This is a genomic window from Paraburkholderia sp. GAS38 (assembly GCF_050434965.1).
GTDB lineage: Bacteria > Pseudomonadota > Gammaproteobacteria > Burkholderiales > Burkholderiaceae > Paraburkholderia > Paraburkholderia phenazinium_A.
Map to the genome: position 1 here is coordinate 131,345 of NZ_JBNDJO010000004.1, position 26,429 is coordinate 157,773.

23 protein-coding genes are annotated in these 26,429 nt (G+C 65.1%); 16 read left to right on the top strand and 7 right to left on the bottom strand.

The window, feature by feature from the left end:
• The first annotated feature begins 282 nt into the window (after window positions 1-282).
• From P3T42_RS11015 to P3T42_RS11045, 7 genes are all read left to right on the top strand, one after another.
• Window positions 283-1,959 carry a methyl-accepting chemotaxis protein gene (locus P3T42_RS11015; RefSeq protein ID WP_074295298.1) on the top strand — a complete coding sequence of 559 codons (1,677 nt, stop codon included), beginning with the start codon at window positions 283-285 and terminating at the stop codon, window positions 1,957-1,959.
• Between the two features lie 32 nt (window positions 1,960-1,991).
• The gene (locus P3T42_RS11020) at window positions 1,992-2,507 is read left to right on the top strand and encodes a chemotaxis protein CheW (RefSeq protein WP_429306050.1); all 516 of its coding nucleotides are present in this window, start codon (window positions 1,992-1,994) and stop codon (window positions 2,505-2,507) included.
• 32 nt (window positions 2,508-2,539) lie between these two features.
• Window positions 2,540-4,081, top strand: coding sequence for a CheR family methyltransferase (locus P3T42_RS11025; RefSeq protein ID WP_429306051.1), 1,542 nt, complete (start codon window positions 2,540-2,542; stop codon window positions 4,079-4,081).
• The gene (locus tag P3T42_RS11030) at window positions 4,062-4,802 is read left to right on the top strand and encodes a chemotaxis protein CheW (RefSeq protein ID WP_429306052.1); all 741 of its coding nucleotides are present in this window, start codon (window positions 4,062-4,064) and stop codon (window positions 4,800-4,802) included. Before P3T42_RS11025 ends, P3T42_RS11030 begins: the two co-directional genes overlap by 20 nt.
• Complete coding sequence (locus P3T42_RS11035) at window positions 4,799-7,246, top strand: hybrid sensor histidine kinase/response regulator (protein ID WP_429306053.1); 2,448 nt, start codon at window positions 4,799-4,801, stop codon at window positions 7,244-7,246. Before P3T42_RS11030 ends, P3T42_RS11035 begins: the two co-directional genes overlap by 4 nt.
• Window positions 7,243-8,250: a chemotaxis response regulator protein-glutamate methylesterase gene (locus P3T42_RS11040; RefSeq protein WP_074295294.1), complete on the top strand. Its 1,008-nt coding sequence runs from the start codon at window positions 7,243-7,245 to the stop codon at window positions 8,248-8,250. The genes P3T42_RS11035 and P3T42_RS11040 overlap by 4 nt, the downstream gene beginning before the upstream one ends.
• Window positions 8,251-8,313: 63 nt before the next feature.
• Window positions 8,314-9,402 (top strand): GGDEF domain-containing response regulator, encoded by a 1,089-nt coding sequence (locus tag P3T42_RS11045; RefSeq protein WP_429306054.1) that lies wholly within the window; start codon window positions 8,314-8,316, stop codon window positions 9,400-9,402.
• A 179-nt stretch (window positions 9,403-9,581) separates the two neighbouring features.
• On the opposite strand, the gene P3T42_RS11050 is transcribed toward P3T42_RS11045, so the two are convergent.
• Window positions 9,582-9,860, bottom strand: coding sequence for an HU family DNA-binding protein (locus P3T42_RS11050; RefSeq protein WP_074295293.1), 279 nt, complete (start codon window positions 9,858-9,860; stop codon window positions 9,582-9,584).
• Between the two features lie 411 nt (window positions 9,861-10,271).
• Between P3T42_RS11050 and P3T42_RS11055 the strand changes: the two genes are divergently transcribed.
• Window positions 10,272-12,641 (top strand): DNA polymerase II, encoded by a 2,370-nt coding sequence (locus tag P3T42_RS11055; protein WP_074295292.1) that lies wholly within the window; start codon window positions 10,272-10,274, stop codon window positions 12,639-12,641.
• A gap of 77 nt (window positions 12,642-12,718) precedes the next feature.
• On the opposite strand, the gene P3T42_RS11060 is transcribed toward P3T42_RS11055, so the two are convergent.
• Window positions 12,719-13,960, bottom strand: coding sequence for an ammonium transporter (locus tag P3T42_RS11060; RefSeq protein ID WP_429306055.1), 1,242 nt, complete (start codon window positions 13,958-13,960; stop codon window positions 12,719-12,721).
• A gap of 359 nt (window positions 13,961-14,319) precedes the next feature.
• Between P3T42_RS11060 and P3T42_RS11065 the strand changes: the two genes are divergently transcribed.
• Window positions 14,320-14,643 carry a DUF4148 domain-containing protein gene (locus tag P3T42_RS11065; protein WP_429306056.1) on the top strand — a complete coding sequence of 108 codons (324 nt, stop codon included), beginning with the start codon at window positions 14,320-14,322 and terminating at the stop codon, window positions 14,641-14,643.
• Window positions 14,644-14,805: 162 nt separating this feature from the next.
• A complete protein-coding gene (locus P3T42_RS11070) occupies window positions 14,806-15,372 on the top strand; it encodes a DUF4865 family protein (protein WP_074295290.1) in 567 nt (188 codons plus the stop codon).
• Here the strand turns inward: P3T42_RS11070 and P3T42_RS11075 are convergent.
• Entirely contained in the window at window positions 15,369-15,962 is a 594-nt protein-coding gene (locus tag P3T42_RS11075) for a TetR/AcrR family transcriptional regulator (RefSeq protein WP_429306057.1), read from the bottom strand. The two genes, P3T42_RS11070 and P3T42_RS11075, sit on opposite strands and share 4 nt — an antisense overlap.
• A 115-nt stretch (window positions 15,963-16,077) precedes the next feature.
• Here P3T42_RS11075 and P3T42_RS11080 point away from each other — a divergent pair, with 115 nt between their 5' ends.
• From P3T42_RS11080 to P3T42_RS11090, 3 genes are all read left to right on the top strand, one after another.
• Complete coding sequence (locus tag P3T42_RS11080) at window positions 16,078-16,614, top strand: tautomerase family protein (protein WP_074295288.1); 537 nt, start codon at window positions 16,078-16,080, stop codon at window positions 16,612-16,614.
• An 89-nt stretch (window positions 16,615-16,703) separates the two neighbouring features.
• The gene (locus P3T42_RS11085) at window positions 16,704-17,099 is read left to right on the top strand and encodes a VOC family protein (RefSeq protein ID WP_429306058.1); all 396 of its coding nucleotides are present in this window, start codon (window positions 16,704-16,706) and stop codon (window positions 17,097-17,099) included.
• 45 nt (window positions 17,100-17,144) lie between these two features.
• On the top strand, window positions 17,145-17,714 hold the full coding sequence (locus P3T42_RS11090) for a GlcG/HbpS family heme-binding protein (RefSeq protein WP_429306059.1): 570 nt from the start codon (window positions 17,145-17,147) through the stop codon (window positions 17,712-17,714).
• A gap of 92 nt (window positions 17,715-17,806) precedes the next feature.
• On the opposite strand, the gene P3T42_RS11095 is transcribed toward P3T42_RS11090, so the two are convergent.
• From P3T42_RS11095 to P3T42_RS11105, 3 genes are read right to left on the bottom strand one after another with little or no spacing between them, the layout of a single operon-like run.
• On the bottom strand, window positions 17,807-18,763 hold the full coding sequence (locus P3T42_RS11095) for a dimethyl sulfoxide reductase anchor subunit family protein (RefSeq protein WP_429306060.1): 957 nt from the start codon (window positions 18,761-18,763) through the stop codon (window positions 17,807-17,809).
• The gene (locus P3T42_RS11100) at window positions 18,760-19,581 is read right to left on the bottom strand and encodes a 4Fe-4S dicluster domain-containing protein (RefSeq protein ID WP_429306061.1); all 822 of its coding nucleotides are present in this window, start codon (window positions 19,579-19,581) and stop codon (window positions 18,760-18,762) included. Before P3T42_RS11100 ends, P3T42_RS11095 begins: the two co-directional genes overlap by 4 nt.
• A 13-nt stretch (window positions 19,582-19,594) precedes the next feature.
• A complete protein-coding gene (locus tag P3T42_RS11105; protein WP_429306062.1) occupies window positions 19,595-22,516 on the bottom strand; it encodes a molybdopterin oxidoreductase family protein in 2,922 nt (973 codons plus the stop codon).
• 261 nt (window positions 22,517-22,777) lie between these two features.
• Between P3T42_RS11105 and P3T42_RS11110 the strand changes: the two genes are divergently transcribed.
• Window positions 22,778-23,695, top strand: a complete 918-nt coding sequence (locus P3T42_RS11110) for an NAD(P)-dependent oxidoreductase (protein WP_429306063.1) — start codon at window positions 22,778-22,780, stop codon at window positions 23,693-23,695.
• 53 nt (window positions 23,696-23,748) lie between these two features.
• Window positions 23,749-25,071 carry a tetratricopeptide repeat protein gene (locus P3T42_RS11115; RefSeq protein WP_429306064.1) on the top strand — a complete coding sequence of 441 codons (1,323 nt, stop codon included), beginning with the start codon at window positions 23,749-23,751 and terminating at the stop codon, window positions 25,069-25,071.
• Window positions 25,072-25,084: 13 nt separating this feature from the next.
• Here the strand turns inward: P3T42_RS11115 and P3T42_RS11120 are convergent, their stop codons facing one another.
• Complete coding sequence (locus P3T42_RS11120) at window positions 25,085-25,531, bottom strand: hypothetical protein (RefSeq protein WP_074295282.1); 447 nt, start codon at window positions 25,529-25,531, stop codon at window positions 25,085-25,087.
• 138 nt (window positions 25,532-25,669) lie between these two features.
• Here P3T42_RS11120 and P3T42_RS11125 point away from each other — a divergent pair, with 138 nt between their 5' ends.
• Complete coding sequence (locus tag P3T42_RS11125; protein ID WP_429306065.1) at window positions 25,670-26,374, top strand: DUF6622 family protein; 705 nt, start codon at window positions 25,670-25,672, stop codon at window positions 26,372-26,374.
• Window positions 26,375-26,429 lie beyond the last annotated feature (55 nt).

Below are 26,429 nucleotides of genomic sequence, written 5' to 3' on the forward strand. Positions count from 1 at the left end.
TGCACACCTATAAAAGAACATGTAGGAACATGTACAGAATCTAAGGCGCCGAATCCGGATGGTCAAGCAGGATCGATCCAGGGGAAACCCGCGAGAGGAATTCGAGCCGTGCGAACGCCGACATGCCCGTGCACGGCCTAATCTGGCACAATTTACCCCCACTATTCCCCCGACCGGCCTTCTCGTCAGGGGTGTAGCGTCCTATGCTTGGCCTGAGTGCCATCGGGTGACGCTGCTTTTGCGGCAGCACCCCTGTATCAATCCGTCAGAGAGACATCGAAAATGGCCACTGTCACGCCACGCACGAACAACGCAAACCTGTCGGGCATGTTCAGCAGCGGCCGGCTTACCCTCGGCGCACGTATCGTGCTGAGCTTCGGCGCGCTCTTTCTGCTGATGCTCGCGATGGCCGTGATTTCATACACGCGGCTGCGCAACATCGACGACGAGGCGCTCAGCCTGCGCCACGATTCGGTGCCGGGCCTCTACTACGCCACCGCGCTGCGCGCCGCCGCGAACGAAGGCTACGCGACGCTCGAGCGGGCCGTTTTCGTCGATCCCGACGCGGCCAGCACGACAGCCGACCTCGACCACCTGCCGGACGCGCAGCGCGCTTTCGACAAGGTCGCGGCCGACTATCAGGGCACGGTGTTTCGCGACGACGACCGCGAACGCTTCAACACCTTCAAGGCCGCCTACGACCAGTATCTGGCGCTCTTCAACACCGCTGCGAGCCAGGCCCGCAGTTCGAAGGCCGCGGCACAAGCCAGCTTCATCCAGTTGACGCCCGCGTGGAACAGCGTGATTCGCAACGCCAACGTGCTGGTCGCGGAAAACCACACCCAGGCCGACGACTCGGCGGAGTTGATCCGCTCCTCGGTGACCGGCACCGAGGTCACGCTCGCCACCGCACTTGGGATCGTGCTGCTGGTCGCGCTCGTCACCGGTTACACGCTATTCAAGGCAGTCACGGTGCCGATGACGCGGCTCGTCGAAGTGCTCGACATCATGCGTACCGGCAATCTGGCGCAACGGCTGAACCTGCGCCGCAGCGACGAATTCGGCACGCTGGAGAACGGCTTCAACCGGATGGCCGAGGAATTGACGAGCCTCGTATCGCAAGCGCAAAAGTCCTCGCTGCAGGTGACCACCTCGGTGACGGAGATTGCCGCGACCTCCAAGGAACAGCAGGCCACCGCGAGCGAAACGGCGGCGACCACCACAGAGATCGGCGCCACGTCCCGCGAAATCTTCGCTACCTCGCGCGATCTGCTGCGCACCATGAACGAAGTGGCGGGCGTCGCCGAACAGTCGGCCACGCTGGCGGGCGCGAGCCAAAGCGGCCTCACGCGCATGGAAGACACGATGCGCAGCGTGATGGAAGCAGCCGGCTCGGTCAACGCCAAGCTGTCGATCCTCAACGAGAAAGCCGTCAATATCAATCAGGTAGTCGCCACCATCACCAAGGTGGCCGATCAGACCAACCTGTTGTCGCTGAACGCCGCCATCGAAGCTGAAAAGGCCGGCGAATACGGTCGCGGGTTCGCCGTGGTCGCCACCGAAATCCGCCGTCTCGCGGACCAGACCGCCGTGGCGACCTACGACATCGAGCAGACCGTCAAGGAAATCCAGTCGGCGGTATCCGCCGGCGTGATGGGCATGGATAAGTTCTCCGAAGAAGTGCGCCGCGGCATGCGCGACGTGCAGCAGGTGGGCGGCCAGCTTTCGCAGATCATCAATGAAGTGCAGACGCTCGCGCCGCGCTTCCAACTGGTCAACGAAGGCATGCAGACGCAAGCCACCAGCGCCGAGCAGATTACCCAGGCGCTCTCGCAACTGTCCGAGGCGGCCCAGCAGACGGCGGAGTCGCTGCGCCAGTCGTCGCAGGCAATCGACGACCTCACGCTGGTCGCCAATCAGTTGCGCACCGGCGTGTCGCGCTTCAAGATCGACGCGTGACGTACGCGTCACGCTAAACACGGGCCATCGCGATGCTCTTCCTCCTGTTCGATCTGGACGGCGACCGCTACGCGCTTGATGCGGCGGCGATCGCCGAGGTGCTGGCGCTCGCACCCACCAAGTCGATTCCGGGCGCACCGGCGTGGGTCGCCGGGATGTTCGAGCGGCATGGCGAGGCCGTGCCCGTGATCGACGTGTCGCAACTCGCGCTCGGACGCCCCGCCCGCCAGCTTCGCTCGACGCGCCTCGTGCTGGTCCGCTACAGGCCGGACGACGCGGCGGCGCAAACGGGCACACAAGACAATGGCAGCGAGCCCGCGCGTCTGCTCGGCCTGATCGTGGAGCGCGCCACGCAGACGCGGCGTATCGAGCGCGCGCAGTTTCTCGACAGCGGCATCGCCACACCGCATGCCCGCTGGCTTGGACCGGTCGCCAACGACGGCATGGGTCTCGTGCAATGGGTCGAGGTACAGCACATGCTGAGCGACGAAGTCAAAGCCCTGCTGTTCCCGCAAGCGGCTGACGCGCAACCGCCGGCCTACTCGTGACCGGCGACCTGAACGCAGACCTGAACCGCGCCATGAACGCCACGGACCCCTGCTTTGAAACCTGGCTCTCGCACGAGACAGGGATCGACGCGCACTCGCTCGGCATCAACGCCCTCGAGCGGGCCGTGCTGGAACGCGTGCGCACAACGCAGGCGGTGTCTCCGGCCGCGGACCTGGCCGAGGGTGCGGTGGGCGCTTACTGGCAGCACCTCAACGACTCGCCGGATGAACGGCTCGCACTGGTCGAGACGCTGGTGGTCCCCGAGACCTGGTTCTTTCGCGACCGCGAGGCCTTTGTCGCACTGGCGCGCCTCGCCAATGAAAAGCTGGCGCGCGATCCGGCCCGCGTACTGCGCGTGCTGAGCGTGCCTTGCTCGAGCGGCGAGGAACCGTACTCGGCGGCGATGGCCCTGCTCGACGTGGGGATCGGCGCGGAACGCTTCACCATTGACGCCATGGACATCAGCGCGCGCGCCATCGAACTGGCGCAGAAGGCGGTCTATGGACGCAATTCGTTTCGCGGCGGCGAGTTCGGCTTCCGCGAACGCCACTTCAGCCCGCGCGACGGCGGGTGGGTGCTGAACGAACGCATCCAGCAGACCGTGCGCTTTGCGCAGGCGAATCTGTTCGAATCCGCGCAGCCTGCCGCCACACACTATGACTTCATTTTTTGCCGCAACGTGCTGATCTATTTCCATAGGGAGGCTCAGGATCGCGCGATTCATTTGCTCGATGCCCGTCTGGCCGAAGGCGGGACGATTTTCGTCGGTCCGGCGGAAACCGGCTTGATGATGCGTCATACGCTGAGTTCGGCGCGCATTCCGCTGGCGTTCGCGTTTCAGCGCACGCCGCCTGAAGAGACGAGCACGCGCAGCTTCGCGTTGTTTGGGAAGGTGCCGGATGCGGCTGCGGCCTCCGCGCTTCACCGTGTCTATGGGACGCTCAAGCCCGCAGAGGCGCCCGCTGTTCCGTTCGTGCCTGTGCCTTCGGCGGCATCCGGCGCTTTTGTGTCCGTAGTTTCCGCGACCGCTGCGGAGGTTGCGCCCGCTTCGACAATGGAAGCTAAACCCGCTGCGCCGGGGCAACGCACGGCGACACCCGCGCACGCCAACGCGCATGCGCCTACCCATGCCCGCCCGCAAGCGCATGCCCACCCGCATACCCACGCCCACGCGAAACCTGCCGGCGCCGCCGCACCCGCCGCACCCGCCGCGTCGCTCGTCGAAGCCCGCCGTCTCGCCGACGCCGGACAATTCGACAAGGCCGAACACGAGGCGCAGAAGTTCGTGATCGTGAACGGTACGGACGCGGAGGCCTTTTATCTGCTCGGCCTGATCGCCGATGCGCGCGGCCGCACCGCCGACGCGAGCGACTATTACCGCAAGGCGCTCTATCTCGCGCCGGCTCACTACGAGGCACTTACGCATCTTGCAGCGCTGCTCGACATGACCGGCGACAGCGCCGGCGCCCAGCACCTCATGCGACGCGCCCAGCGCGCCGCGGCGAAGATGCCCACCATGGCGGACACCCCCTTGAACCCACCGCGAGGCGCGCATGGCACACGGCGCCATTGAGAATACGGGCGTGCTCACGCTCATCGACGATTGCTGGAATCGCATCGGCACGCGCGGCGACGGCTCATGCCCAAAGCTCGCGGAACATTCGCGCTGCCTGAACTGTCCCGTGTTCGAACAGGCCGCGGCGCGGCTGCTCGACCGGCCGGTAGACGATGCGGAGCTCGCCCAGTCCGGTACGGCGACGCCGAATGCGCAGTCCCGCGAGCACACCGCAAGCACTCGCGAGACACCGGACGCCGGCGACACAGTTGAAACCGCAACCGAATCCGCACTGGTGTTTCGGATTGCCGACGAATGGCTCGGACTGCCGACCGCGGCGCTGCGCCAGGTGGACGACATCCGCCCGATCCATTCCCTGCCGCATCGGCGCAACCGGGTCGTGCTCGGCCTCGTCAACATTCGCGGTGCGCTGACGGTAGCCGCCTCGCTCGGCGAGCTTCTGCATCTGGATCGCACGGCGGTGAGCGGCAAGTACACCTCGAGCAACGGCTACGCGCGCATGCTGGTCGCCGCCCATCGCGGCGAGCCGGTGGCCTTTCCGGTGGACGAAGTCGAAGGCGTCGTGCGCTTTGCCGCGAGCGCGCTGCTGCCGGTGCCCACCACCCTTGCGCACGCCGGCGCCTCGCATGCGCGCGGCGTGCTGGCATGGCGCGACCGCTCGGTCGGCCTGCTCGACACCGACCGCGTCTTCGAGTCGCTTGCCCGGAGTCTGCGATGAGTATCGACGACGATCTGAGCCGCCGTTCCCTGCTCGACCTGTTCCGCGAAGAAGCGCAGACGCAGACCCGCGTGCTCTCCGATGGACTGCTGGCGCTCGAACATGCGCCCACTGACGCCTCGCAGCTCGAAGCCTGCATGCGCGCCGCACACTCGCTGAAGGGCGCGGCGCGCATTGTCGGCTTGCAGGATGGTGTAGACATCGCGCATCTGATGGAGGAATGCTTCGTCGCCGCGCAACGGGGCGCGCTGATCCTCTCCGCTGCGCATATCGACGAACTGCTGCGCGGCGTCGACCTGCTGTTGCGCGCCGGTAACCCGGACACGCAGACCGCGCTCGCCCGCGAGGACGTGGACGCCTTCGTGGCACGCCTCGAGGCGTTCAGCGCGGCGACGAACGATCCGCATGCACCGCACGCGGACTCCGCGGTCGCGTCGCCTTGGGGAAGCACGTCCGCCGCTACCTACCCCAACCCGTTCGCCGCGAGCGAAGACCCGGACGACGACGCAACGATGCGCGCCGCGCTCGCCATTCTCGGCGCGGACGCCGCAAAATTGTCAGTGAGTTTCGCCGAACCGACGCAGGACGTTGTGGCCTCCGCAATCGAGACCTCCGCAGTGGACTCGTCCATCACGGCAACGGCAACGCTAACGCCACCACCGTCCCCCGACGCCCCGTTAAACGTCCACAGCGCACGCGACCCCGAACGGATGCTACGCGTGCGCGCCGACAACCTCGACCGGCTGTTGAGCCTGTCCGGCGAATCGCTGGTGGAGTCGCGCTGGCTCAAACCGTTCGCCGAGTCGATGCTGCGCGTCAAGCGCACGCAACGTGACGCCGCGCGCGCGCTCGACACCTGTTTCGAAACGCTCGCAGAACGTCTCGACCCGTCCGCACTGGCCGCGCTCGACGCCGTGCGGCAAACGCTCGGCACAATGCAGCATCTGCTCGCCACACGCATCGACGAGCTCGACCGGTTCGACCGCCGCAGTTCCAATCTCGCGCAGCAGCTCTACGACGAAGCGCTGCAATGCCGGATGCGCCCATTCGGCGACGCGACGCATGCGTATCCGCGCATCGTGCGCGACCTCGCCCGCTCGCTCGGCAAGCGGGTGCGTTTCTCGATTGTCGGCGAGTCGACCCAGATCGATCGCGACATCCTCGATATGCTCGACGCCCCGCTCGGCCATCTGCTGCGCAATGCGCTCGACCACGGTGTCGAAGCCCCCGAACAGCGTCTCGCTCAAGGCAAACCCGCCGAAGCCACGCTCACGCTGGAAGCGCGCCATAGCGCCGGCAAGCTGCTGATCAGCGTCAGCGACGACGGCGCCGGCGTCGACCTCGACGCGGTGCGCGCCGCCGTCGTGCGGCGTCACCTCGCCGACGCGGCCACCGCCGCCCGCATGTCGGATCAGGAACTGCTCGACTTTCTGCTGCTGCCCGGCTTCTCGATGCGCGCGCAGGTAACCGACGTGTCCGGCCGCGGCGTCGGACTCGACGCGGTGCATGAAATGGTCAAGGCGGTTCGCGGCACGGTGCGCATCGTCACCGAGGCGGGTCACGGCACGCGCTTTGTCCTGCAGTTGCCGCTTACGCTGTCGGTGATCCGCAGCCTGCTCGTGCAGGTGGGCGGCGAAGCGTATGCGTTCCCGCTCGCGCACGTGCGCCGCACGCTCGAACTGGCGCGCGGCGAGATCGACATGCTCGAAGGACAACAGCATTTCGCCTTCGACGGCCGGCCCGTGGGACTCGTCACCGCGCACCAGTTGCTCGGCACCGACGCGCCCGACGAGGTGCGCGCCAACGTCGCGGTGGTGGTGATCGGCGACGAACGCGGCACCTATGGCGTGGCGGTGGACCGCTTCCTCGGCGAGCGCATGCTGGTAGTGCAGCCGCTCGACAGCCGGCTCGGCAAGGTCAAGGACATCGCAGCCGGCGCGCTGATGGAAAATGGCGAAGCCGTGCTGATCGTCGACGTCGAAGACCTGCTACGCTCGGTGGACAAACTCGTGCGCGGCGGCCAGCTCGACAAGGTGCAGCGTGCCCAGGGCGTCGCCGCCCGCGCGCGCAAGCATGTGCTCGTGGTCGAAGATTCGCTGACGGTGCGCGAGCTCGAGCGCAAACTGCTGGAAAAGCGCGGCTATACGGTGACGGTTGCGGTGGACGGCATGGATGGCTGGAACGCGCTGCGCAGCACCCATTTCGATCTGGTGGTGACCGACATCGACATGCCGCGCATGGACGGCATCGAACTGGTCACGCTGATCAAGCGCGACGCGCTGCTGAAAAGCGTGCCGGTGATGATCGTGTCGTACAAGGATCGCGACGAAGATCGCCGCCGGGGGCTCGATGCCGGCGCCGACTATTATCTGGCAAAGGGTAGCTTTCACGACGAAGCGCTGCTCGATGCGGTGCATGACCTGATCGGAGAAGCGCACACATGAACATCGGCATCGTCAACGACCTGCCGCTCGCCGTCGAGGCCATGCGCCGCGCGATTGCGTTGCGGCCGGAGCATCGCGTGCTGTGGGTGGCCACTGACGGCGGAGAGGCAGTGGACTTCTGCATCGCGCAACCGCCCGACGTCGTGCTGATGGACCTGATCATGCCGAAGTTCGACGGCGTCGAGGCGACCCGCCGCATCATGGCCCAGGCGCCCTGCGCGATTCTCGTCGTGACGAGCAGCGTCGGCGCGAATGCGTGGCGCGTCTACGAGGCGATGGGTGTGGGTGCGCTCGACGCGGTCGACACGCCAACCCTCGCCGACAACCGGCTCGGCGACGCCTCGCAGCCGTTGCTCGCCAAGATCGATCAGATCGGTCGCCTGCTCGACAAAGCCACGCTCGCTCCTGCGCCGCGGCCCAGTGCCGGGGTGGCGCGCGGCGCGGCCCCGCTGGTGGCGATCGGCGCCTCGGCGGGCGGCCCGAGCGCGCTCGCCACGGTACTCCGCAAACTGCCGGCGGACTTCGGCGGCGCCATCGTGATGGTGCAGCACGTCGACAAGGCGTTCGCCGAGGGCATGGCCCAATGGCTCGACGGCCAGACCGAGCTGACGGTGCGGGTGGCCGTGAGCGGCGACACGCCCAAGGCGGGCGAGGCCTTGCTCGCGGCGACCAACGATCACCTGTATGTGACGCGAAGCGGCTCGCTCGATTACACGTCCGAGCCGGCGAGCACGCCCTATCGCCCCTCCGTCGACGTGTTTTTTCAGAGCGTGGTGGAGCACTGGCACGGCGACGCCATCGGTGTGTTGCTGACCGGCATGGGCCGGGACGGCGCGATCGGCCTGAAGGCGATGCGCGCGAAAGGCTACCGGACCATCGCCCAGGACGAAGCGAGCAGCGCCGTCTACGGCATGCCGAAGGCCGCCGCCGCGCTCGACGCGGCACGCAGGATCTTGCCGCTCGGCAGCATCGCCGCCGAACTGGTGTCGAACGTCAAACGATGAGCGAAAAAATCAGACTTGAATGGCATCACACGTGTGATGCGTGTTTCCGAAACGGGTACGAAAATGGCAAATGATCAAACCGGCTCGCCTGACCAGCGAGCCCACGCGCCGGCTGCGCAGGACGGCGCCGACGCGACGCTCGAAGCAGCACGGGCGGCGCTGCAAACACCTGGCCCGGTCGAGCAGCCGGTGATGGTCCTGCTGGTGGACGATCAGGCGATCGTCGCCGAGGCGGTGCGTCAGGCACTCGCCGCGGAAGACGGCATCGACTTTCACTACTGCGCGCGCGCCGACGAAGCGATGAAGGCCGCCGTGCACACGCGGCCGACCGTCATCCTGCAGGATCTCGTGATGCCCGGCATCGACGGCCTCACGCTCGTCAAGGCCTATCGTGCGACGCCGTCCATCCGCGACGTGCCCATCATCGTGCTGTCGACCAAGGAAGAACCCGTCATCAAAAGCGCGGCCTTCGCTGCGGGCGCGAACGACTACCTCGTCAAGCTGCCGGACCGCATCGAACTGGTGGCGCGGATTCGCTACCACTCGCGTTCCTACATCAACCTGCTACAACGCGACGAGGCCTACCGGGCGTTGCGCCAGTCGCAGCAGCAACTGCTCGAAGCGAATCTCGAACTGCGCCGCCTGACGCATTCGGACGGCCTGACCGGCCTGTCGAACCGGCGTTACCTCGACGAGTACCTGAGCGCCGAATGGCGGCGCGGCACGCGCGACAAGGCGGAGATGTCGCTGCTGATGATCGACGTCGACAATTTCAAGCTGTACAACGACACCTACGGCCACGTGGCCGGCGACGAAGTGCTCAAGCGGATTGCCGCGACGGTGGAAGCTTGCCTTGGGCGTCCCGGCGATCTGGCCGCGCGTTTCGGCGGCGAAGAGTTTGCGGTGGTGTTGCCGGGCACGCGGCTCGAAGGCGTGCGCACGCTGGCCGAAAAGATCCGCAGCGAAGTGGAGGCCTTGCAGGTGCCGCACGCGAATTCGTCGACGGGGCAATACGTGACGATCAGCATTGGCGGCGCGTCGGTGATTCCGAGTGTCGACTCGCCGATGACCTCGCTAATTGAAGCAGCGGATCTCGCCTTGTATAAGGCGAAGCGCGACGGCAAGAATCAGGTGACGCTGACGGGAGACTGATTGCGCGTGCGGATCTGGACGTTGTTCTGCGCGCCTGTCTATACACCGACCCGCGCGCCGGACGACGCGGATAGGCCGGAAACGGACTCGCCGCGCCAGCGAGACGACGCGCTACGAGCCCGCAAGCGCCGCGCGCCACCGCCCCAAGGGGTGGGGGCCGCGCGGGATCGACGGGGCGATCAGGAAGCGTTTACCGCGTCCTTGAATGCCTTGCCGGCGGTGAACTTCACCGTCTTTGCCGCAGCGATCTGGATTTCCGCGCCGGTTGACGGGTTACGGCCAACGCGCGCCGCGCGAGCGCCGGTCGAGAATGCTCCGAAGCCGATCAGCTGAACGGTTTCTCCTTGCGACACTGCCTTCGTCACCGCTTCGATGATCGCGTCAATCGACTTGCCGGTGGCCGTTTTGCTTTCGCCCGTCGCAGCCGCAACTGCGTCAATCAGTTCCTGCTTGTTCATTGCACATCCCTTTCTGTATTGATAGAACCGGCACCTTAAACGGCGCCAGACCCGCCACCCTACCTCATTCAGGCGCTTCTGCGCAAACCCGCGGCGTCGTGAATGCCTGCCCGGATGGCGCCGCCGCACGGCTTGACAGGCCGGCGAGGACTCACCTTCCGGGCGCCAGAAGCCCCATTTGAGGGCACTGAGACGCCGCCAGGGCGCCCGCCGCGAGCCGTTATCCTACCGCGCCTTGGACCTCACAGGCACGATAGGCGTGGCTTTGGGCGGGTTGATGCGATACTTTCCGTTACCTTTGCAACATCTCGCGACAGCCGGCGACGGCTGCCCGCGCAGCAGCCACGGCGCGCCGCCCTGGATGGATTGACCAGGTAAAATAGACCCCGACAGGTTCTTAAAGGTTGCAGTGTGGTTCAACAACAGCAGCAGGGTTTTCTTCTGACCCGACATTGGCGCGACACGCCCGCCGGCACGGAAGTCGACTTCTGGCTGGCTACCGAGAGCGGTCCGCAACATCTGCGCCTGCCGCCCCAGACCTCGGTGGCGTTCATCCCGGCTGATCAGCGCGAGCGCGCCGAAGCCGTGTTGCGCAACGAACGCCAGTACGAACTTCGCCCCCTCGCGCTGACCGATTTTCAGCAGCGCCCTGTTATTGGACTGTATTGCAAGCAGTACCGCCAGTTGCTCAAACTGGAAAAGCTCCTGAAGGAATACGGCATCGACGTCTACGAAGCCGACATCCGCCCGCATGAACGCTACCTGATGGAGCGCTTCATCACCGCACCGGTCTGCTTCGGCGGCGAACCGGCCGGCGAGCGTCGCTGGCTCAACGGCGAGATGAAGCCCGAACCGGCGTACCGCCCCGCGTTGAAACTCGTCTCGCTCGATATCGAAACCACCGCGCACGGCGAGTTGTACTCCATCGCGCTGGAAGGCTGCGGGCAGCGTCAGGTCTATATGCTCGGACCGGCGAATGGCGACGCCAGCGGGATCGACTTCGCGCTCGAGTATTGCGAGAGCCGCGCCCTGCTGCTCGCGAAACTCAATGCGTGGCTGGAGCAGCATGACCCCGATGCGATCATCGGCTGGAATCTGGTGCAGTTCGATCTGCGCGTGCTGCAGGAGCATTCGCAGCGTTACGCGGTTCCGCTGCGCCTCGGCCGCGGCGGCGACGTGATGGAATGGCGCGAGCACGGCGGCAAGCAAAACCACTTCTTCGCGGCTGCCGCGGGGCGTTTGATCATCGACGGTATCGAGGCGTTGCGCTCGGCCACCTGGAGCTTTCCGAGTTTCAGCCTCGAATACGTGGCGCAAGAACTGTTGGGCGAAGGCAAAGCCATCGACAACCCCTACCAGCGCATGGCGGAAATCGACCGCCGCTTCGCCGAAGACAAACCGGCCCTCGCCCGCTATAACCTCAAGGACTGCGAACTGGTCACGCGGATCTTCGCCAAGACCGAACTGCTGACCTTTTTGCTGGAGCGCGCCACCGTCACCGGTCTCGCCGCCGACCGCAGCGGCGGTTCCGTCGCGGCATTTACCCACCTCTACATGCCGCTGATGCACCGTCAGGGCTATGTGGCGCCGAACCTCGGCGAGATGGCGGAGGAAGCGAGCCCCGGCGGCTTCGTGATGGATTCGCAGCCCGGGTTGTACGACTCGGTGCTGGTGCTCGACTACAAGAGCCTCTATCCCTCCATCATCCGCACCTTTCTGATCGATCCCGTGGGACTTGTCGAAGGCGTGCGCAATCCGGACGAGAGCGCCTCCGTCGCCGGCTTTCGCGGCGCCCGCTTCTCGCGCAGCAAGCACAGCCTGCCGGCTATCGTCGGCCAGATCTGGCAGGGCCGCGAGGCGGCCAAGCGGGAACAGAACAAGCCGCTGTCGCAGGCACTGAAGATCATCATGAACGCGTTTTATGGCGTGCTGGGCTCAAGCGGCTGCCGCTTCTTCGATCCGCGCCTCGCGTCGTCCATCACCATGCGCGGCCACGAGATCATGCATCGCACGCGCGAGCTGATCGAAGCACGCGGCTACCAGGTCATTTACGGCGATACGGATTCCACCTTCGTCTGGCTCAAGCGAGCCCGTAGCGAGGAGCAGGCGGCGCATATCGGCCGCGCGCTGGTCAAATACGTCAATGAATGGTGGCGCGAACACCTGCAGCAGGCGTTCGGGCTCGAGAGCGCGCTGGAATTGCAGTTCGAAACGCATTACCGGCGTTTTCTGATGCCCACCATCCGCGGCGCCGAGCAAGGCAGCAAGAAGCGCTATGCGGGCCTGGTGATAAAGGCCGACGGGCACGAGGAGATGGTCTACAAGGGCCTCGAGACCGTACGCACCGACTGGACACCGCTCGCGCAACAGTTTCAGCGCCAGCTCTATCTGCGCATCTTCAAGCAGGAGCCGTATCAGGATTATGTGCGCGACTACGTGGAGCGCACCTTGAGCGGCGAGTTCGACGATCTGCTGGTGTATCGCCGCAGGTTGCGCCGCAACCTCGACGATTACCAGCGCAATGTGCCGCCGCATGCCCGCGCCGCCCGCATGGCCGACGCGTTCAACCAGCAGCAAGGCCGGCCCTTGCAGTACCAGAACGGCGGCTGGATCACCTACCTGATGACCGTGACCGGTCCCGAGCCGCTCGAGACGCGGCGCTCGGCGATCGACTACGATCACTATCTGACGCGCCAGCTACAGCCTGTGGCCGACGCGATCCTGCCGTTTCTGGGCGACGATTTTTCTGCGTTGATGACGGGGCAGAAGGAGTTGTTCTAGGGTCTGTGCCTGCCGCCAGTCCTGCCTCCGGCAACGGCGACCCAGGGCCGCCGCGCCGGTGATCGGGCCGCGACCGCTCACGCATCCAGATACGCCACCTCGCCATGCAGCTCGCTATCGAGCCCGCGCTGCTCGGCGGCCGCATCGAGCTTGACCGCGGTCACGCGGTCGATCAACCACAGCATCGCCCACGTGAACACGAAAGCCCACACGCCGGAGACGACGACGGCCACGCACTGTTTGACGAAGAATGCTCCGCCGCCGAGCAAGAGGCCGTCCGCACCATTAGGATTCCATGCTTTCGACGCAAACACGCCGAGCAGCACGGTGCCGGTGAGGCCGCCCACGCCGTGCACACCCCACACGTCGAGTGCATCGTCGAGACCAAGACGGTTTTTCAGCGCGACCGCGTAGTAGCAGATCAGGCCGGCAGCCATGCCGATCACCGCCGCCGTGCTCAGCGAGACATAGCCCGCAGCGGGCGTGATCGTCGCGAGACCCGCGACCGAGCCGGTCAGCAGACCAATGAACTTGGGCTGACGGGCATTGAGCCATTCGATCAGCAACCACGTCACCGCCGCGAACGACGCGGCAATATCCGTGTTGAGAAACGACGACGCGGTCACGGCATCGACGCGCAACTCCGAGCCCGCGTTGAAGCCATACCAGCCGAACCACAGCAGGCCCGTGCCCAACGCGATCAGCGGCACGTTGTGCGGCTTGTGCGACATCACGCGACGGCGTCCCACATACAGCACCGAGGCGAGCGCCGCGAAGCCGGCGGTGTTATGCACCACGATCCCGCCCGCGTAGTCGAGCACGCCCCACTTCGCGAAAATTCCATCCGGACTCCAGACCATGTGCACGAACGGGAAGTACACCAGCACGAGCCAGCCGGTCAGGAACAGGAAGTAGGCCTTGAAGGTCACGCGGTTGGTAAAGGCGCCGGTGATCAGCGCGGGCGTGATGATGGCGAACATCATCTGATACGCCACATGGACCACCAGCGGGATGCCCGCGTCGTTGCCGGTGTACATGGTCTGCAAGGTCACGCCATGCAGGAAGGCGTAGTAAGTCGGGTCGCCGACGATGCCGTGCCACGTCGGCCCGAAGCACATCAAGTAGCCGAAGGCGAACCACAACACCGTCGTCCATGCCAGAGAAATGAAGCTCTGCATCATGATCGACAGCACGTTCTTGCGTTCTACCAGGCCGCCGTAGAAGAACGCGAGCCCCGGCGTCATCAGCATGACGAGGCTCGCACACAGCAGCATGAAAGCGGTATTGCCGACATTGATCGGCAGGGTGGCGGGAAGCACAGCTTGTCTCCTTGATTGTCTTCGTGCGGGACGTTGAAACCACGCTCGTTTTCATTGCTGTCGAAAAGTAGTCTGCCCTCGCCGCCGGCACAATACGCGCGAGCGCTATTGCCAGGTTCAGGAAGCCGATATGAGTCCGCCCGCGCGCGCTTGCGTCGCGATGGACAGGGGTAAACCACAGCGCAGAAAGTTAGCGTGACGAAGCATCGTCGAGAGACACGAAATACTGAGTTGTGGAAACGAAGGGAAACTGGAATCGCGGCGTCACTAGAATGTAAACATGGCGCGCGTACCGAACGGAACGGCTTGCGTCCACTTTTCAGGTTCACGTCACGCATCGTTTCTGGAGGGAGTGCATTATGAAAACGCTAGCCTATGCCATCGCCGCTGTATCGCTTCTGGCTGCGCCGATGGCCTCCTCCGCACAATCGACCGACGCGCCGCTCACGCGCGCGGAAGTCCGCGCTCAACTCCTCGAAGTCGAGCAGGCGGGTTATAACCCGGCAGCGTCGAACGATTCCAGCTATCCACAAGACATCCAGGCCGCCGAAGCGCGCGTGGCCGAGCACCAGCAGATGGCCCAAGGGAACGCGACGAGCTATGGTCCCGCGATGAACGGTTCGGCACAGTCGGGCACGCAAGGCATGCAACCGGCGACGAACCCGGTGAATGCCGGCCAGTGAGTTGGCCAATGAGCGGGCCTCGACGCCAACCCTTCGCTCTCGACCAGCGAAACGATCTCGTACGATTCGTTCCTCTCATCACAGCTATCGCGAAGCAGGCCTTCACTGGAGGCCCGCTCGCGCGCAAACTACAGACCATTCATCCAACCCGCGGAGAATGGCATGTTCGCGATGCAGTATTCACACCGCTTGCCCACCGACTACGACATGGAGATCATCCGCCGGCGCGTGGCCGAGCGCGGCCCGCAATGGGACGACACGGAAGGTCTGATCTGCAAGCTGTTCGCCACGCAGCAGCGTAACCGTCATGGTGCGGCGGGCAATGCTTACGCCTCCATCTATTTGTGGTCCGACTCGGACGCGGCGGTTCGTTGTCTGATCGGGGAGCGGTTCCAGGCGGTGATCGATTCATTCGGCCGTCCGCAGATCGAAACCTGGTTACCACTGGATGCCCGCCGTGGCGGCGCGAAGCAGGCGCTGTCGGCCTACCGCGACGAACGTGTGCTGAGCGCCGCAACGGATCGCGTGGCTTTGTACGCCGGCGAGGTCGAACGCAATCGGGAGATCGCAGCGCGACCCGACACGGTAGCCGTGTGGGCGGCGCTCGATCTCTACGCGTGGAAGCTGATCCGGTTTACCGTCTCGTCAGCGCCAGCCGATCCGGCGCGAGGCGGTGAAGTGTATGACGTGCTGCATATGGCGCGGCCGGAGATGGGGCAACTTGCCTAAGCTCCGGGCGGTGCGGCGGCCAACACCGCCACCGCCTGCTGGACCGCGGCCGCGATCTGCTCGCTGGTGGCCGCGGTCGGCACCGCGCGCGCTAAAGTGACCCCTCCGGCCAGCAGCGACAGCAACACCCAGGCGCGCGCCTCGCGCTCGGCCTCGCTGCCCTCCGGCAAACCGGCCGCCACCGCTTTCATCACCCCCCGCAGTTCGGCCTCATAGGCCGCCCGCGCCTGCGGATCGGCCCGCTCGATTTCGGCCGACAGGCTCGGCAGCGTACAGGCGTCGCCCAGCTCGCAGGTCCTTTTGTAGCCCATATAGAACGCCGCAAACACCCCGAGCCAGCCTTTGCCGTGTTCGACCCGCAGGCCCTCCACCGCCTGTCGCAGATCGCCGAGCCCCGCCACCACGGCCGCCCCGAACGCCTCCGCCTTGGAGCGGAAATGGCCGTAGAACGCCCCGTGCGTCACGCCCGCCTCGCGCGCCAGACCATCCACGCCGATCCCGCCGTAGCCCTGCTTGCGAAACCCGCGTCCGACCGCTTCTACAATCCGGGCACGGCTCTCTTCCTTGTGCCCCTGCGCATACCGCGCCATGCTGCTCTCCTTTTTACATGACGATCGTCACATAATCCTTGATTAAATTACGATCACAATATAATTTGTCGGGGAGGCGCTGGCAACCGCCGGCGCGTTCCCTGAGGAGACTGGTATGCCCTTGCTACGCATCACCCATCAACGCGGCGCGTTCACGGCCGCCCAGAAGGCCCAGCTCGCCGAGCAGCTCACCGCGGCGATCCTGGTGGCGGAAGTCGGCGCCGACACCCCGGCCGGCCGCGCGGTGGCTTACGTGCTGTTCGACGAAGTGGATCCGAAGAGCGAGTGGTTCGTCGGCGGCAAGCCGGATCTCGATCCCCCTAAAGGCGGTCGCTTCCTGTTCGACGTGGTCTATCCGTTCGGCGCGGCTTCCCAGCTGGACAAGACCGCCCTGCACGCCCGCATCAATGCCATCGTGGCGCAGACGCTCGACGTCGACGGCACGTTCCCGCAGCGCGGCGGCGACTGGGTGCTGATCCACGAGGTACCGGACGGCAACTGGGGCGCGAGCGGCCAGACCATCGGCATTCGCGAGATCAATCAGGTGGCGGGCGGGACGCCGGAACGGGCGGACTACTTCGAGCCGCTGCTGGCCGCGCAAAAGCGGGGATACCAAGCGCACGGCTACCCGGAGCAGGCCAGCCGGCCCTGATCCCCTGAGCGCCGGATGGCGCACGCGGTCCAAGTCCCGGTCCGGATTTTCTTGAATCGTCGAAATCTGTCTGTTTAGGATTCCCTATCATGCAGCTGGCTAACTATCTCTTCTTCACGACCCACTGCGAGGCCGCGCTCGGCTTTTACACGCAATGCGGGCTCGGGCGGGTCGTGGAATGGATGCGCTACGGCGACGCCGGTATGGCCGTGCGCAACGAAACCCTGCGCGGCCGGATCATGCATGCGCGGTTCGAGGGACCGGGTGTGCTGTTTTACGCGTCCGATAACGACGACGCGGAGCCCATGCGCGGCTCCGCACACCTTCTGACGATGGACGACCGCGTGCAAACCGAGACGCTGTTCGGCCGTCTCGGCGAAGGCGGCGTCGTCACCACCCCGCTCGGCATCCAGCCGTGGGGCGCGTTCTACGGCAAGTTGACCGATCGATTCGGCGTGCAGTGGATGTTGAACTGTCCGCTCTGAGCGGTCCGCTTCGCTATTTCAATGAAGAATTTCATGGAGAAACCCATGTCGATTCCACCGCTCAAAAGAATCCCGGCGCGCCGGAGTATGACGCTTGACGCAAGCGCTGTATTCCAGCGTTGTCGCAGCTTCATGATGCTCGCGCTGTTGTTCTCCGCGCCCGTCTATGCCGCAAGTCCGGCAGCCTTGACACTGCCGCTTTCCATGGACGCGGCGAATGAGGCCGTTCGGGTATGCCAGGAAAAAGGCTTCAAGGTGGCCGTCACCATCGTGGATCCGGATGGCGTCATCAAACTGCAGGCCCGCGACGACGGTAGCCCTATACACTCTCAAGCGTTTTCGTTCCGGAAGGCCTATACCGTCGTCAGCATGGGACCGATGTTCGGCCTCGATACAGGCACCGCGCTCGTCAAGTTTCTGAGTACCTACCCGTCCGGCATGGCCAACGTAGGGGGCGGGTCGACCGAGCTGCTGTTTGTGCCGGGCGGTGTGCTGATCAGGAGCGGCAAAGAAGTGCTCGGCGCGATAGCCGTGAGCGGATCGCCGCTAAGCACCGACGACGAACTCTGTGCCGCGGCGGGCGCCGCGCGCATACAGACGGCGCTGCAACAGTAGATGCCCTGCTGCAAGCTGTTTCGCAATCGACGCCTGCAGCGAGCTCGGCAAGCCGGATATTACCAACCCCCTCACCGTCGTAAGGCCGCTGACTACGACTGGCGATAGTACAGATTCTGTGGATGCCGTGCCTCGGCGAAGAAAAACCAGCGCTCCGCCACCAGTCCCGCGTACTGCACTGCGCATGCGGCGCATAGCAGCCAGAACGACGCGATGAGCGACGGCACGCTGCCACCTAATGCAAGCAGCAGGAGCGGCACGGCGAAGGCGCCAACGAGAAACGTCCACTTGATCCGTTGCAGTGTTTGCGGTGTTTTGCCGTGAAAGAACTCGCGCAGATTGAACGCGCCTGCGGTAAAGCCGCGCGATTTCTGCTCGAGCTTCGCAGACTTGATACCGGTTGCGCTCTGCACCGTCGACTTAGGCCGCAAGCGCGCATTGCGCATCAGCGACGCCACGCGGCTCGCGCAGCCTGCCAGCGTCAGCCCACCCGCGCACACGGTAAGGCCCGCCACGAGCGCCGGCGCGAACCACGCGGCGCACGCCGTGGCAAACGTGAAGCCCGACGCGCAGCCGAGCAGCACGAAGTTGACGATCGTCAGCGGCGTCGCCCATTCCTGCAGGAAACGCAGGCACGCGTAGATCATCGAGGTACACACGAACAACACGGCGCTTGCGAGCACCCCAAGCGCACCGATCGCCAGCGACCACGGCGAGCCCATCCAGTGCGCGACACCATACGCAAAGGCGCAGGCAAGAAACACGGGCAGCGCCAGGCATTCGCGCGAAAGCCACGACGTACGCCACATGGCAATGGCCCGCCAGGCGCGTTCGGGATGGCCGAGGTGAAAAAACGAGGCCAGCAGTCCGAGCCCGCCCAGCCCCACCGCGAGCGCCGCGCCCAGCACGAAGAACATCTGCGGCGGCGTTGAGCCGGCCGCAATGAGTCCAAGGCGCGCGGCCAGTTCGACGCCGAACAGTGCGATCAGCAAGCCCTGCCCCGCACCGCTCAGCGTGGTCAGAAACACCACGGAAAATGCGGGCTTCATGCGCCCCTCCCCAGACTCAGAATATTGAAGACGCGGTCGAGCACACCGCCGACCGCGCCGCGCCGCTCGGCATGAAGCGGTCCGTTCCGGGCCGCCGTCGGCGCTGCGACCGAATCCGCAGAAGCAGAAACGCTTGCGTCTGCAACCAAAGCGTCGGACGTGTCCCGTGACTTGCATGAACACGACTCGCCGCCGCACGAGGTCGTCTTCTGGCGCGGCAAGTAATGATTGGCCGGCTTCGTGTCCCACTCCGGCATCAACTGATAACCGCCGCGCTCGCGAATCGCCTGCGACACGACGGAGTCCGGGTCGTGAATATCGCCGAAGAGGCGCGCCGAAGTCGGACACGCCAGCACGCAGGCGGGCTTGCGATCGCGCTCGGGCAACGCCTCGTTATGGATGCGGTCCGCGCACAGCGTGCACTTGGTCATCTCCTTGCGCGCTTCGTCGAGCTCGCGTGCGCCGTACGGGCACGCCCAGGCGCAGTACTTGCAGCCAATACACTTGTCGAAGTCCACCAGCACGAGCCCGTCTTCCTTGCGCTTATAGCTCGCACCGGTCGGACACACCGGCACGCACGGCGGGTCCTCGCAGTGCAGACACGACTTCGGAAAGTGGATGGTATCGGTAAGCGGAAACTCGCCGGATTCGAAGGTCTGCACGCGGTTGAAGAACGTACCGGACGGATCGGCGTCGTAGGGCCGGAGGTCGGCCAGACTGCCCGCCTCGCCGGACGTATTCCATTCCTTGCAGCTCGTCACGCACGCGTGGCATCCCACGCAAACGTTCAGGTCGATTACGAGCGCCATCTGGGTCATGGGATGCTCCTCGTTATTTCTGTTTGCCGGCGCCGCGCAGACGCGCAGCAAACTCGCCGCGTCCCGCGAAATAGGTCTGCACGATGCGCTGAAGCACACCCGTCGAACCGGGCAGCGCCGGCATCGGTGCGAACTGCGGCAAGGTGTGGTCCGCATCGGCTTCGGCCGGATAGACGCGCACCCGCACGTCGTACCAGGCGGCCTGGCCGGTGATCGGATCGGAGTTCGACGTGCGCGCATCGCCAGGCGCCGCACCTGGCAGTTCGTCGGTGATCAGATGATTGAGCAGAAAGCCGCGCTGCGATTCGTTGGCGTCCGGGCCGAGGTTCCACGCCCCGGCGGCCTTGCCGATCGCGTTCCACGTCCACACCGTGCCGGGTTCCACCGCCTCGCTATAGCGCGCCATGCAGCGCACCTTGCCCCACGGCGATTCGACGTAGATCCAGCCGCCATCCTCGATGCCGTTGGCGCGCGCCATCAACGGATTCATGAACAGATAGTTCTCGCCGTGAATCTGCCGCAGCCACGCGTTTTGCGAGTCCCATGAGTGATACATCGCCATGGGCCGCTGCGTGACGGCCGCCAAAGGAAAGCGAACCTGGTCGGTGGCGGCGAGTTCAAGTGGTTCGTACCAGAACGGCAGCGGATCGAAATAACTGGCGACACGCTCGCGCAGACGATCGGGCGGCTGACGCCCTGCCGTTTTACCCTGCGCGGCGAGGCGGAACTTCTGCATCACGTCCGAGTAAAGCTGGATCACGATCGGCGTGTCGAACTTGCGAAAGCCGTTTTCCACCGCCCACTTCAGATACGGGCCGTTGACGCCGCGCATGTATTGCAGCGGCTCGGGCAGCGTGTAGTGGAATACGCAATTGTGGCTGGCGTACTGCTCCCACTGCTGCGGATTCGGTTCGCCGACCAGCGCCTTGTCGCCGTCCTTGCCGCGCCAGCCGATCAGGAAGCCCACGCCCGAATCCGGCGCGGTCTGGAAGTTGACGACGAAGTCCGGGTAGTCGCGGAACTTGCGCGCGCCCTCCTTCGTGGTGAAAGCCGGCAGCTTCAGGCGGCTCGCCAGTTCGATCAGCACTTCCTGAAACGGCTTGCATTCGCCGGTGGGCGGCACCACCGGCACGCGCACGGAATCCACTGGACCGTCGAACTCGGAGATCGGCCGGTCGAGTACGGACATCGCATCGTGCCGTTCCAGATAGGTCGTGTCCGGCAGGATCAGATCGGCGAACGCGGTCATCTCCGACTGGAACGCGTCGCAGACCACCAGGAACGGTATCTTGTAGGCGCCGTTGTCGTCCTTGTCCGCGAGCATCTTGCGGACTTCGACCGTGTTCATCGAGGAATTCCACGCCATGTTGGCCATGAAAATCAGCAGCGTGTCGATCGGATAAGGATCGCCGCGCCATGCGTTGGTGATCACGCTATGCATGAGGCCGTGCACGGCGAGCGGGTATTCCCAGGAGAACGCCTTGTCGATGCGCACGGGTTCGCCGGCGTCGTCGATAAACAGATCCTCGGGTGCGGCCGGCCAGCCGAGCGGCCCGTTGGCGAGCGGCGTATTCGGCTGCACGGCGTCCGGGTGGTTCGGCGGTTTGGCCGAAGGCGGCACTGCCCGTGGATACGGCGACTTGTGCCGGAAACCACCGGGCCGGTCGATCGTGCCGAGCAGGGACATCAGCACCGCCAGCGCGCGGATCGATTGAAAACCGTTTGAATGAGCCGCGAGTCCGCGCATCGCGTGAAAGGCGATCGGGTTGCCCGTGACGGTGTCGTGGGCTTGGCCCCACGCATCGGTCCACGGGATCGGCAAGCTGATCTTGTGGTCGCGCGCCGCGTCCGCCATTTCGCGCGCGAGGCGGCGGATCGTCTCGGCGGGAATGCCGGTGATGTCCGCAGCCCACTCCGGCGTGCTCTCCGCCACCCGTTCGCGCAGCAGCGCAAACGACGGCGTCACCGGTGTGCCGTCGTCGAGCGTGTAATGACCGTCGAGGGCGGGTTCCGCACCCGGCGTGTGATGCCGCACAGCGCGCTGCGTCTTGCTGTCCCACCACAAGTGGTTTTGCGGAAACAGCGGATTCACTTCGGGCAAGCCAGGCTCGCGCACGAACAGACCGAACGTATCGCTCTCTGCATTCGTGTCGAGCAGTTCGGCCGCATTGGTATAACGCGTGACGAACGCGTGGTCGTACGCATCCGTTCTGAGCAGTTCATGGATCAGCGCCATGAAGAGCGCGCCGTCGGTACCGGGACGGATCGGCACCCACTCGTCGGCGATTGCCGCGTAGCCGGTGCGGATCGGGTTGATGGCGATGAAACGGCCGCCGGCGCGCTTGAACTTCGACAGCGCAATCTTGAGCGGATTCGAGTGATGGTCCTCGGCGGTGCCGATCATGAAGAACAGCTTCGCGCTATCGAGGTCGGGGCCGCCGAATTCCCAGAACGACCCGCCGATCGTATAGATCATCCCCGCAGCCATATTGGCCGAACAGAAACCGCCGTGCGCCGCATAGTTGGGCGTGCCGAACTGCCTGGCAAACAGGCCCGTGAGCGCCTGCATCTGGTCGCGGCCGGTGAACAGGGCGAACTTCTTCGGATCGGTGGCGCGCAGATGGGCGAGACGTTTTTCGAGCGTCGCGAACGCCACCTCCCACGAGACCGGTTCGAACTGCGCGCTGCCGCGCTCCGCGCCGGCCTTGCGCATCAACGGCTGGGTGAGGCGCGCGGGCGAGTACTGCTTCATGATCCCCGACGACCCTTTCGCGCAGATCACGCCCTGGTTGAGCGGATGGTCGGGATTGCCGTCGATATAGCGCACCTCGCCATCGCGCAGATGCACGCGGATGCCGCAGCGGCATGCGCACATGTAGCAGGTCGTGGTTTTGACTTCGAGTTTTTCGTTCTGCGTGCGCGCGTGATGTTCCATCGGTACGTCCTCCTGCGGTGCCGAAAACGTCGGCCCCGCTCGATTCCATCAGCCGCGCCCATCGTGGACGACGGCCACTACCCATGCATCGTATGACCGATGGATGTAAAACAAAAATCGCTATTTAATATCCAATGTATCGCGCTCCCCGATAGTTTCAAACCGCCGCCGCCGCTGCCGGGCCACCTGCATTGCACCGGCATTCGCTGCCATAATGGATTTTCAGCCCCCCCAACTTGCCCCACTTGAAGGAGCCGCGCAGTGAGTGATTCCGCCACTTCGTCTTCCGGCGACGCAAAACGTCGCGTCGCATTTCTCGGCCTCGGTGTCATGGGCTATCCCATGGCCGGGCATCTGGCCAAAGCCGGCCTCGACGTCACCGTCTATAACCGCACCTTCTCCAAAGCGGAACAGTGGGTTGCGGAGTACGGCGGCCGCGCGGCCCGCACGCCGCGTGAAGCTGCGGACGGCGCCGAGCTGGTGCTGGCCTGCGTCGGCAATGACGACGACCTGCGCAGCGTCACGCTCGGCGACGACGGCGCGTTTGCGGGCATGACATCCGGCGCGACTTTCGTTGACCATACAACCGCTTCGGCGAACGTCGCGCGCGAGCTCGCGGCGATTGCCGGCGACCACGGCTTGCAGTTCATCGACGCACCCGTCTCGGGCGGCCAGGCCGGGGCGCAAAACGGCAAGCTGACCATCATGTGCGGCGGCGACGCCAAGGCCTTCGAGCATGCCGCCGTCACGCTCAGGCACTATGCGGCGGCCGTCACCCTGATCGGCCCGGCGGGCGCCGGGCAACTGGCGAAGATGGTCAATCAGATCTGTATCGCCGGACTGGTGCAAGGTTTGTCGGAAGCGATCAACTTCGGCCAATGCGCCGGACTCGACATGCCGCTCGTGCTGGACGTAATCGGCAAGGGCGCCGCCGCAAGCTGGCAGATGGATAACCGCGGCAAGACGATGATCGAAGGCAAGTTCGATTACGGCTTCGCGGTGGACTGGATGCGCAAGGATCTCGGCTTCTGCCTCGACGAGGCGAAGCGCAACGGTGCCGCGTTGCCGGTCACGGCGCTGGTCGATCAGTTCTACGGCGACGTGCAGGGTTTGGGCGGCAAGCGGTTCGATACTTCGAGCCTGATCTGGCGGTTGCGGCAACTCAAGCGCGCCGACTGAGGACGCAGCGGGGTCACCTGGTTGCGCCACTTCGATACGAACCACACCGTCCGATGAATCAGTCCCGCCCGCGTCCCGTGTCAAATGCGGAACGTCAGGTTGTAGAAGCCGCGCTCGCTGCGCAGGCACAAGGCGACCTTGCCGGCGCCGAGCGCCTGTACCGGGCGTTGATCGAAGCCGACAGTCGCAATGGCATCGCGCACAACAACCTGGCGACTCTGCTGCGCCAGTCCGGGCGCTTTGCCGGCGCGATTGACCACTACCGCTGCGCGCTCGAATCGCTGCCGGATTCAGCGCAGATCCACGCGAATCTCGCGGACACGCTCGAAAGCCTTGAGCAGTACGAGGCTGCCGAAAGCGCATATCGCCGCGCGCTCGAACTGGACCCAGCCCGCGCTGAAGCCCGCTACAACTATGGGCTGCTGTTGCTTGCGGCCGGACGTTATGCGCAAGGCTGGGCGCATTACGAAGCGCGCTCACAGGTATTCCGTGAGCACGGCAGCTTGCCGTTTGCGCGCTGGAACGGCGAAGACCTGCGCGGCAAGACACTGTTGCTGCTGCCCGAGCAAGGCTATGGCGACACGATCCAGTTTGTCCGCTACGTGAGCCTGCTCAAGGCGCGCGGGGTCGCGAAGCTCTCGGTGATCTGCAAGCCGGCGCTCGTCCCGCTTCTGCGCACCGTGCAAGGCATCGATGCGCTGATCACCGACCCGCACGGCTTGCAGGTGCACGATTACTGGGATTCGTTGCTGAGTCTGCCTGGCCGCTTCGGCACGACGCTCGAGTCGATTCCCGCGCAAATTCCGTACGTAGGTGTGTTCACCAATCGCCTCGAGGCATGGCGAGCGCGCCTGCCCGTCGACGGCCTGCGCGTCGGACTCGTCTGGAAGGGCAATCCTGAGCACGATAATGACGCGGAGCGCTCGCTGCCGCATTTTTCCGCGCTGCAGCCGCTGTGGTCGGTGAACTCGGCGAACTCGGTGAGCTCGGTGAACTCGGTGCGTGGAGTGCATTTCATCAGCTTGCAGGTCGGCGGCGCAGAGACCGAAGCGCGGCAACGCGCGAGCGAGCAGCCGGCGCTGTGCCTCGGCGACCAGATTCGCGACTTCGGCGACACCGCCGCCATCGTCGGGCAACTGAATCTGGTCATCTGCGTGGATACCGCCGTCGCCCATCTGGCCGGCGCACTGGGCGTGGCCTGCTGGCTGTTGCTGCCGCGCCGGGGTGTGGACTGGCGCTGGCAGCGCAGCGGCGTGCAGTCGCCGTGGTACCCCAAGGACATGTATCTGTTCCGCCAGCGCGAGGCCGGCTGGCAGGGTGTGATCGGCGAAGTGAGAGACGCGCTGGCGGACAGCGTGCGCGAGCGGCACGCCTAAACGAGGCGCCCCCTCAATTCGCCTTGCACAGCACCGCCGTCATCACGAGCGGCAGGACTTCATGCACCGCTGCATCGCTGCCCGCGTCCTGCAAATGCACCTTCACCGACTCGCTCGTCCCGAACACCACCACACCATAGAGCGACCCCGCCATCGCCTCGCCACTGCCCTTGTGAAACAGCTCGTCGTCGCGCGCGTAGCCGAGTACCGCGTAGACGCGAAAACCGAAGGCCGTCAGTTGGCTGCCGCGAGTCGGACGGAACGCGTTGACGGAGTTCGATTCCACATGCATAGGTTGCGTTTCGATGAACTGGTCGCTTTGCAGCGATGCGATAAAGCTATGCGCGTTGGAGGTGCAGTCGAGCTGCGCGTCGAGTTCGTGTGAGACAGCAGGGAGCGAATGGAGCAGCACGCCGAGGGTGGTCAGCACGCCAAGCGCGTTGGGCAAGCACTTTCTCATGGTGAGGCAACCCCTATCCTGACAGGTGTCCGGCACGCGAAGCCTATCCTGAACGTAGGACCTTTGCTCCGCTCCCTCTGTACGGCAGCCATCAATCCACATTACATAGCCTTTCAGGCAGCGCCGCGCGGCCAGCGCATGGGAACGCCGGAACGCCGAAACGTCCAAACGCCGAAGCCTCGCAAGCAATCGCCAAACACTTCGCGTCGAATCCGGGCCGTTTCGCGCCACACCTTGTCATTCTGTCGCAAACCGCTCGAACGTGGCGGAAGCCGGCCCGAAGATGTGCGTCATCGAACCCACTCGTTGATAGACACGGAGCCCGCCGCCATGTTCACTGCCATTCTCCTGCAAACGCCCCATTGGGTCTGGGGCGTACTCGCCGCCCTCGCCGTCGTCGGCTTCAAGCAGACGCTGCCGCGCCGCCGATCGCTGGGCAGCAGCACCACCCTGCCGCTCCTGATGGCGTTCCTGTCACTGTACGGTGTCATGTCAGCCTTTTCCCGCCAACCGCTGGCGCTGGCCGCCTGGGTCGCCGGCGGCGCCGTGACGCTGTTGCTGGCGCAGACCCTGCGCGTGTGGGGTGAAATTCGCTGGCTGCCGCAGGAGCGCAGCGTGCTGATGCCGGGAAGCTGGCTGCCGCTCGTCCTGCTGCTCGGACTGTTTTCGGTCAAGTTCGCGGTCGGCGTGGCGCTCTCCATCACCCCGAGCCTCGCCGTCGACGCCGATTTCGCCGGATTTGCCGGCCTCGTCTACGGCGCGTTCAGCGGCGTGTTCCTCGCCCGCGCCCTGGCGGTGTGGCGAGTGGTACGGCAATCGATGCAGCACGACGCGGCCTATTGACGGGTCGTGCGGCCTGCCGACCGTCTTCGCCCCCTATCCGACATGAATGCGACCG

Excerpts from the sequence above, each read along its gene's own strand:
- P3T42_RS11015 (WP_074295298.1), top strand. The coding sequence starts at position 283 with ATGGCCACTGTCACGCCACGCACGAACAACGCAAACCTGTCGGGCATG.
- P3T42_RS11020 (WP_429306050.1), top strand. The coding sequence starts at position 1,992 with ATGCTCTTCCTCCTGTTCGATCTGGACGGCGACCGCTACGCGCTTGAT.
- P3T42_RS11025 (WP_429306051.1), top strand. The coding sequence starts at position 2,540 with ATGAACGCCACGGACCCCTGCTTTGAAACCTGGCTCTCGCACGAGACA.
- P3T42_RS11030 (WP_429306052.1), top strand. The coding sequence starts at position 4,062 with ATGGCACACGGCGCCATTGAGAATACGGGCGTGCTCACGCTCATCGAC.
- P3T42_RS11035 (WP_429306053.1), top strand. The coding sequence starts at position 4,799 with ATGAGTATCGACGACGATCTGAGCCGCCGTTCCCTGCTCGACCTGTTC.
- P3T42_RS11040 (WP_074295294.1), top strand. The coding sequence starts at position 7,243 with ATGAACATCGGCATCGTCAACGACCTGCCGCTCGCCGTCGAGGCCATG.
- P3T42_RS11045 (WP_429306054.1), top strand. The coding sequence starts at position 8,314 with ATGGCAAATGATCAAACCGGCTCGCCTGACCAGCGAGCCCACGCGCCG.
- P3T42_RS11050 (WP_074295293.1), bottom strand. The coding sequence starts at position 9,860 with ATGAACAAGCAGGAACTGATTGACGCAGTTGCGGCTGCGACGGGCGAA.
- P3T42_RS11065 (WP_429306056.1), top strand. The coding sequence starts at position 14,320 with ATGAAAACGCTAGCCTATGCCATCGCCGCTGTATCGCTTCTGGCTGCG.
- P3T42_RS11070 (WP_074295290.1), top strand. The coding sequence starts at position 14,806 with ATGTTCGCGATGCAGTATTCACACCGCTTGCCCACCGACTACGACATG.
- P3T42_RS11075 (WP_429306057.1), bottom strand. The coding sequence starts at position 15,962 with ATGGCGCGGTATGCGCAGGGGCACAAGGAAGAGAGCCGTGCCCGGATT.
- P3T42_RS11080 (WP_074295288.1), top strand. The coding sequence starts at position 16,078 with ATGCCCTTGCTACGCATCACCCATCAACGCGGCGCGTTCACGGCCGCC.
- P3T42_RS11085 (WP_429306058.1), top strand. The coding sequence starts at position 16,704 with ATGCAGCTGGCTAACTATCTCTTCTTCACGACCCACTGCGAGGCCGCG.
- P3T42_RS11090 (WP_429306059.1), top strand. The coding sequence starts at position 17,145 with ATGTCGATTCCACCGCTCAAAAGAATCCCGGCGCGCCGGAGTATGACG.
- P3T42_RS11095 (WP_429306060.1), bottom strand. The coding sequence starts at position 18,763 with ATGAAGCCCGCATTTTCCGTGGTGTTTCTGACCACGCTGAGCGGTGCG.
- P3T42_RS11100 (WP_429306061.1), bottom strand. The coding sequence starts at position 19,581 with ATGACCCAGATGGCGCTCGTAATCGACCTGAACGTTTGCGTGGGATGC.
- P3T42_RS11105 (WP_429306062.1), bottom strand. The coding sequence starts at position 22,516 with ATGGAACATCACGCGCGCACGCAGAACGAAAAACTCGAAGTCAAAACC.
- P3T42_RS11115 (WP_429306064.1), top strand. The coding sequence starts at position 23,749 with ATGAATCAGTCCCGCCCGCGTCCCGTGTCAAATGCGGAACGTCAGGTT.
- P3T42_RS11120 (WP_074295282.1), bottom strand. The coding sequence starts at position 25,531 with ATGAGAAAGTGCTTGCCCAACGCGCTTGGCGTGCTGACCACCCTCGGC.
- P3T42_RS11125 (WP_429306065.1), top strand. The coding sequence starts at position 25,670 with ATGGGAACGCCGGAACGCCGAAACGTCCAAACGCCGAAGCCTCGCAAG.